Origin of the sequence: Salegentibacter sp., from assembly GCF_036568425.1 — a bacterium.
Classification (GTDB): Bacteria; Bacteroidota; Bacteroidia; order Flavobacteriales; family Flavobacteriaceae; genus Salegentibacter.
In genome coordinates, this window is the sequence record NZ_DATCSO010000070.1 from 1 (window position 1) to 6,773 (window position 6,773).

At 39.7% G+C, this 6,773-nt stretch carries 7 protein-coding genes; 2 read left to right on the forward strand and 5 right to left on the reverse strand.

Annotated elements, in window-relative coordinates:
- Nucleotides 1-148 precede the first annotated feature (148 nt).
- From VIM94_RS06755 to VIM94_RS06775, 5 genes are all read right to left on the reverse strand, one after another.
- Complete coding sequence (locus tag VIM94_RS06755; protein WP_332038527.1) at nucleotides 149-490, reverse strand: phage holin family protein; 342 nt, start codon at nucleotides 488-490, stop codon at nucleotides 149-151.
- 82 nt (nucleotides 491-572) lie between these two features.
- Nucleotides 573-2,141, reverse strand: a complete 1,569-nt coding sequence (locus tag VIM94_RS06760; protein WP_332038528.1) for a G-D-S-L family lipolytic protein — start codon at nucleotides 2,139-2,141, stop codon at nucleotides 573-575.
- 9 nt (nucleotides 2,142-2,150) lie between these two features.
- Complete coding sequence (locus VIM94_RS06765; protein ID WP_332038529.1) at nucleotides 2,151-3,401, reverse strand: OmpP1/FadL family transporter; 1,251 nt, start codon at nucleotides 3,399-3,401, stop codon at nucleotides 2,151-2,153.
- A 121-nt stretch (nucleotides 3,402-3,522) separates the two neighbouring features.
- On the reverse strand, nucleotides 3,523-4,284 hold the full coding sequence (locus tag VIM94_RS06770; protein ID WP_332038530.1) for an alpha/beta fold hydrolase: 762 nt from the start codon (nucleotides 4,282-4,284) through the stop codon (nucleotides 3,523-3,525).
- A gap of 10 nt (nucleotides 4,285-4,294) precedes the next feature.
- Nucleotides 4,295-5,008 (reverse strand): pyridoxine 5'-phosphate synthase, encoded by a 714-nt coding sequence (locus VIM94_RS06775; RefSeq protein WP_332038531.1) that lies wholly within the window; start codon nucleotides 5,006-5,008, stop codon nucleotides 4,295-4,297.
- Nucleotides 5,009-5,098: 90 nt separating this feature from the next.
- On the opposite strand from VIM94_RS06775, the gene VIM94_RS06780 reads away from it, so the two are divergent.
- Both VIM94_RS06780 and VIM94_RS06785 read left to right on the forward strand, forming a co-directional pair.
- Nucleotides 5,099-5,755 (forward strand): CBS domain-containing protein, encoded by a 657-nt coding sequence (locus VIM94_RS06780; protein WP_332038532.1) that lies wholly within the window; start codon nucleotides 5,099-5,101, stop codon nucleotides 5,753-5,755.
- Nucleotide 5,756: 1 nt separating this feature from the next.
- Nucleotides 5,757-6,641: an NAD kinase gene (locus tag VIM94_RS06785; protein ID WP_332038533.1), complete on the forward strand. Its 885-nt coding sequence runs from the start codon at nucleotides 5,757-5,759 to the stop codon at nucleotides 6,639-6,641.
- The last annotated feature ends 132 nt before the right edge of the window (nucleotides 6,642-6,773 follow it).

Sequence of the window (6,773 nt, forward strand, 5' to 3'; positions counted from 1 at the left end):
TTTGCGATATCAACTTTTACTACCGCATTAAGCTCATCAATATTCTCTCTGGTAATATTCATCTTGACTTGTTATAAAAATTGGAGTGCAAAATTACACTTTTTTCCCAAGCCCGCAAAGTTTCAATTTATTGAATTTCAGCCCTCTTCTAATCTTTTCCGAGAAGAGAAAATAGTATGGATTGAAAGAGGGATAAAAGCAGGCTAAAAAGTATGGCGATAAGAAAACCATTCACCTCAAACCCACTCACAAATGCATCGGCAAGAAGAATGATAATTGCATTTATAACCAACAAGAACAATCCCAGGGTAATTATAGTTACCGGCAGCGTAAAAAGTATCAAAATTGGTTTGACCAGCAAATTTAGAATTGCAAGGACAATGGCAACAATTATTGCGGTAACATACCCTGCCACCGCAACACCGGGAAGAAATTTAGCCAGCACAACAACGGCCAGCGCGGTAAGTAAAATCCTTAAAATAAAGTTCATAGCTTATGGTGTTAGTACTACAAATATGCAAAAAACGCCGGATATTCCGGCGTTTAATGAAAATTGAAAAAAGTGAAATTTTTTAATTGACCTCATTATTGAGAGTAATTGTAGGGTAATTCCCAATATTAACTCCCGGTACAGATGCATTATAGGTATTGTTGATCTCTTTAATCAACTCGTTGGCTACAATCGCATTCCCACGCGGAGTAAAATGAATGCCATCTAAAGAAAAAGCACCACCACTGGCAAAAGTTGTAGTTACGGTACCCGCATCAAAGCTATATCCATTTTGAGCAATATCTGTTAGTAAGGAATTTGCATCGAGCATCGCCAAACCATTGGCATCTGCTATAGCAGCGATGGCCTGATTATAAGCCGCTGTTGCATTCTTAATACTCTCAATTTCCTCACCGTCGAGAACATCAGCATCTTTAATACCGGCTACAGCACCAAATAGCGTATTTACCTGCTCTTCGGTAGGCTGCCCTCCACTTTGAAGCACTCCAAGCACTTGCATAACTTCCGGAGTTAATCTTACTGAACCATAACCCTGAGCTAAAGCTCCCTGATCTATGGTTAAAAGCAATAATTCCTCTTCAGTCATTTGACGGAATCCAAGAGGATTAGCATCGGATGGTTCTACGGAAATCACAAAACGGTTAGGACCTTCGCTAAAAGTTAAGGCATACTGACTTGCAAGTGCTACTGCCTGCTCCTGCGGAACACCTTGTTGCATTAATCCCCCGGCAAAAACCTGAGAAACCGCTTGAAAGAAGCCCGTAAGATTTGCAGCAGTTTCAGCATCCAGTACTAAGGCATTATTTGGTACCGTTGTGAAATAAGGCACAGAGGTAACATCTGGAATATTAACCAAAGCTCCACCGGTAGCGGTAGAGGTTAAAGTTTCTACAATTCCTGAATAAACCGAAGCAAATACGTTCGGGTCTGTTATATCATTTGGACCATAGGTAGAAGGATCGGTGTTGTTAGTTTGGTCCTCTCCTGTCCCGCCTGAAGTCGCATAACCAAGTACATCATTATTTCCTATCCAAAGAGAGAAAAAAGTGGGGTTCAACATCATCGCATCCTCCACCACAGTTGTGGATGCCGAAGTAGCGAAACGCGCAAAATAAGGATTAGCCATCCCTGCAGGTACACCTTCAGGATTTCCATATCCCTGGGCCACTAAATGGTAACTTTTAGCCCCGGGCACTCCCATATTACTAAATGGCCCATCCAGAGTATTTAAAACTTCTGTAGTAGGCTGACTTCCGGTATAACGGGCAGGCCCAGGTTCTCCATTAGCACCTACTGCTAAAACATAGCGGTTTTGGGCAATGACGGTTCCACCAAATAAAAGTCCGCCGGTATTATCGCTTACATAAGGAATAGTAAAATCATTAGTTTCCTGTGTTAACGCAAATTGTTGCGCCATGATATTAGGGTAAGAATTTTCCTGACCGGTAATATACAAAGCTCCATTGGCATAACCTGCAGTTAGGGAATTACCCAATGCAACATAACTCGAGAAATTGGCTTCCCCATTGCTGTAAACACCTATTTCATCAACCGGAGTTTCCAACTCTGGTTCACAGGACAAAACTCCTGCGGCTAGTATTACTGCTATATATCTATAATATTTTTTCATGTTCTTTAATTAAATTTTATAAGTTAAACCAAGACCCGGAACAAAAGCCGATGATTTATAAGTACCTTCAAAAGGCACTCTTTGTCCATCCTCGCTATAGTAACCATAAGATTCATCAACTTCCTTATAACGGTTATACAGGAAAGCTGCATCTATAGACAGCCTCTCGTTAACATTTACAGAAAGACCGCCGGTGAATCCCTGTGCATCATTTCTGGGTGTTTCCGGGGCGAAATAACCCGATTGCACCGGAGATTCATCAAAATAATATCCAACTCGCAGGGTAAACATTTCATTCGCGAGGTATTGCATACCAATACGGTAAGTTGAAACATCTTTATAGTTTCTTGCATTTTTCGAATCAGGTATATTGGGATCGGCAAAATCTATATCCAGGGATTCATAAACACTCCAGTATACACGATCATACTGCACAGCCAGCAACCACTTATCAAGCAATTGGTAGGAAGCCCCTATACTAAGTTCAGCCGGTAGTGGTAATGATGCATCAAAAGCAGTATCCTCAAATGGAGTTAACGGGGAGTTTGGAATATTCTGGAAATCGGCATCTCCACCTTCAGCATCCATCATTATCTCAGATCGGTAATTTATACCAAGTGTTATATCTTCTGTGGGTTTGTACATGGCGCTCGCAGACCATCCAAAAGCACTAACGCCGCTGGCATCTACAGTAACATTTGCACGATTACCGTCAAGATCGGTTAAAGTTCTGTTCAGGTTTCGGTTAAAATTTACAGCTCCACTAACGTAAATTGGTCCACCACCAACACTTAAATTATCAGTGATTTTTACTGAAGCTAAAGCCTGGAAATAAATCGCCTGCAAGTCTATATTATTTACTAAATGGGATCCAGACCAATCTGTTGGCCATTCAACAGCACTTCCGTAAGGTGAATATGCAGCAAAACCAAGACTTAGCCAGTCATTCATTTTGTAAGAAAAATAAGCGTAGAAAGGAGTTCCCACCGAACTATCGGTACGGTAAGTTTCACCAAATTGATCATTCTGCCAAACTGTCTCAGAGAATACGGCACTTGCACCTACGGCAATATTAATTTTGTTTTCAAGGTACACCAAGCCTGCAGGATTAAAGAAAGCGAGTTCAGCATTGTTCACCACCGCAACACCGGTGTGCCCCATGGCTAAAGAACGCTGGCCCTGCAGGCTCACCCGGTATCCTCCGGCATATGTTACGGATGCAGCCAAACCAAACAGGCATAGAAATAATAGTTTTTTCATAATTGAATTGGAATTAATAATGGTATTTAATAAAATAGTCTCTTCAAAAATAGAATAAATTAGAAAGTATGCAATAAATTAGATCAATTTATTATGCATACATAACATAATCAGTGTAAATCTAAAGAAATTTTAGCACAGCTTCATAAAAAGCTTCACTATTCTCGGCATGGACCCAGTGACCCGCATTAGGAATGCTTATTATTTTCGCTTTTGGAAATTGGTTTTTTATTGAAACTTCATCCTCTGAGGTAATATAATCTGAATTCTCCCCTTTGATAAATAAAGTATCCCCGGTATACTCCTGGTCTTCGGGCAGAGCCTCTCCAACTTTCTCTATGTTTGCCTTAAGGGCTGAAAGATTAAGCTTAAGACAAAGTTTGTCCTGAGACTCTCTTTCCAGATTTTTCAATAAAAATAACCTGATACCTTTATTTGAGATAAATTCTTTCAGGAGATTCTCGGCTTTTTTTCTCGAACCCAGGTTGGCCTCCTCCAGGGCTGTTAACCCATCCAGGATTTGCTGGTGATGGGGCGCGTAATATTTTGGGGCGATATCTACTACAATCAGTTTTTTTACAAGATCAGGATTTTGGGCAGCCATAAGCATAGCGGCTTTGCCACCCATAGAATGCCCCAGCAATATGATCTCGGAAAGTTTATGTTGCTGGCAGTATTCCACTATATCATCAGCCATTATTTGATAGTCAAAATCATCACTGTGCGGACTTTTTCCATGGTTTCTTTGATCGATAAGATGCACCTGATAACCTGCTTCGGCAAACTCGCTGCCAAGGGTTTTCCAGTTATCACCCATTCCCAAAAACCCGTGTAGAAAGAGAAAGGGCGTACCCTCCCCAAGAATATTTGTATGTAATTTCATAATAAAGCTACTATTTTAAAAGTTCAAGATACCTTTTGACTGTGGTTTCCAAACCTAAATATAAAGCTTCAGAAATTAATGCGTGCCCTATAGACACTTCATCAAGGAAAGGCACTTCTTTATTAAAATATTTCAGGTTTTCCAGGGAAAGATCATGACCGGCATTTACTCCAAGTCCAAGTTCATGGGCTTTGCGGGCACATTCGGCATAAGGTTTCACCCCGGCTTTATGTCCTTCAGAAAAAGCCAGAGCATAAGCTTCGGTGTATAATTCAATACGATCGGTGCCTGTCTCGGCAGCAGCTTTGATCTGATTTATTTCGGGATCTACAAAAATTGATGTGCGGATATCGTTATTCTTAAATTCTGATATTATCTCTCTTAAAAAATCACGGTGTTTAACGGTATCCCACCCGGCGTTAGATGTGATAGCATCTTCAGCATCGGGTACCAGGGTAACCTGTGCAGGCTTCACTTCAAGCACAAGATCTATGAATTTTTTTACTGGATTTCCTTCAATATTGAATTCGGTTTGCAGAACAGGTTTTAACTCCCTTACATCGCTATAACGAATATGTCTTTCATCAGGTCTGGGATGAACGGTTATTCCCTGGGCCCCAAATTTTTCAATATCCAAAGCAGTTTGCAATACATTCGGAATATTCCCACCCCTGGCATTCCGAAGAGTGGCAATTTTATTGATATTAACGCTTAATTTGGTCATCTTTTTGGCTTTAGATTAACAAAAATACAAACTTGCCAATGCCCTAATGAATTTTATTTTAATTAATTTGCAAAAATAAGGACGAGGGATATGAACATAGAAGATTTTATTATAAACGATGTCTCGATTTGTCATTTTTCCGATAAGGTTGGAGAGATCCAAAATTTATTCAACCAGCTCACCTATTCCCATCTCCCGGTAGAAAATAACGGGATATACATGGGCTGCATCTCAGAAAATGATATTCGTTGTTTTGAAGCAGAGAAAAACCTTGAGGAGTATCAATATGCCCTGGAAGGTTTCTTCGTACGAGAAACCGATTACTGGCTGGATATCCTTGATGCTTTTGCGCAAAACAACACCAATATCTTACCCGTTTTAGATGAGGAGAATAAATATCTGGGCTACGTGGAGGTTAATGAGATTATCGCGCTTTTTAATGAAACTCCTTTTTTAAGTGAACCTGGAAATATAATTGTGTTAGAGAAAGGCTTCAAGGATTATTCTTTTAGTGAAGTATGCCAGATCACAGAGTCCAACAATGCAAATATCCTGGGGGTTTTTGTTTCAAAATTTGAAAATGATCTTGCACAAATCACCCTAAAACTTAATCCAACCGGAATCAACGAGATTATTCAAGCCTTTAGACGTTATGGGTACAAAGTGGTTTCAGAGCATCAGGAAGACAGCTTCAATAAAAATTTAAAAGACCGCTCAAAATATCTAGATAAATACCTTAATATTTAATATGAAAATTGGCATCTACGGACAGTTTTATCATACCAATGCCGGAGAATATATCGGGCAGCTTTTGGAGTTGCTGGACAATGAAAATGTGAAAGTAGTTATTGAGGAGAAGTTCTTTCAATTAATTAAACTCAATGAAACAATTCCAAATTCCCGGAGCCATTATGAAACCTTCACCTCTTTAGACAGGTCGTACGACCTGTTTTTTTGCATCGGAGGGGACGGAACTATTTTAAAGTCCATCAATTATGTAAAGGATATGGAAATCCCAATTGTTGGCATTAACACTGGAAGGCTGGGATTTTTGGCAACCATACAAAAGGAAGAAATCAAAAGCACCTTCCATGGCATCCTAAACAGGAATTTTAGTATATCTCCGCGTAGTGTTTTAAAAACTGAATGTCATCCTAACGATAACGATCCTATTTTCAATAATGTAGCCCTTAACGAAATAGCCGTTAGCCGGAAAAACACCACCTCCATGATAACTGTAGACACATGGCTTAACGACCAGTATCTCACTTCTTATTGGGCAGACGGGTTAATTATTTCAACACCCACCGGCTCTACAGGGTATTCCTTAAGTTGTGGTGGGCCTGTGATTACCCCAAATACAGATTCTCTTGTAATCACCCCTATCGCACCACATAATTTAAATGCGAGACCTCTGGTTATAAAAGACAACACGAAAATAACACTCCGGGTTTCGGGACGGGAAGACTCCCATTTACTCTCTATGGATTCCCGTATTGCATCCCTAAAGAATGATACAAAAATCACTATTACCAAAGCACCCTACACAATAAATTTCGTAGAATTAAGCGAACAAAGCTTCCTGTATACCCTACGTCAGAAACTTTTATGGGGAGAAGATAAACGTAATTAAGCAATAAAAGTTTTCTAAAACTGTTTATGAATATGTACAAAACTGCTCAAATTATTGTAGAGCAAACATTATTGTTATATTTGCAAACTTTTGAAAACCTATGAGGTACCTAATAGCTTTTGTAATCATGTT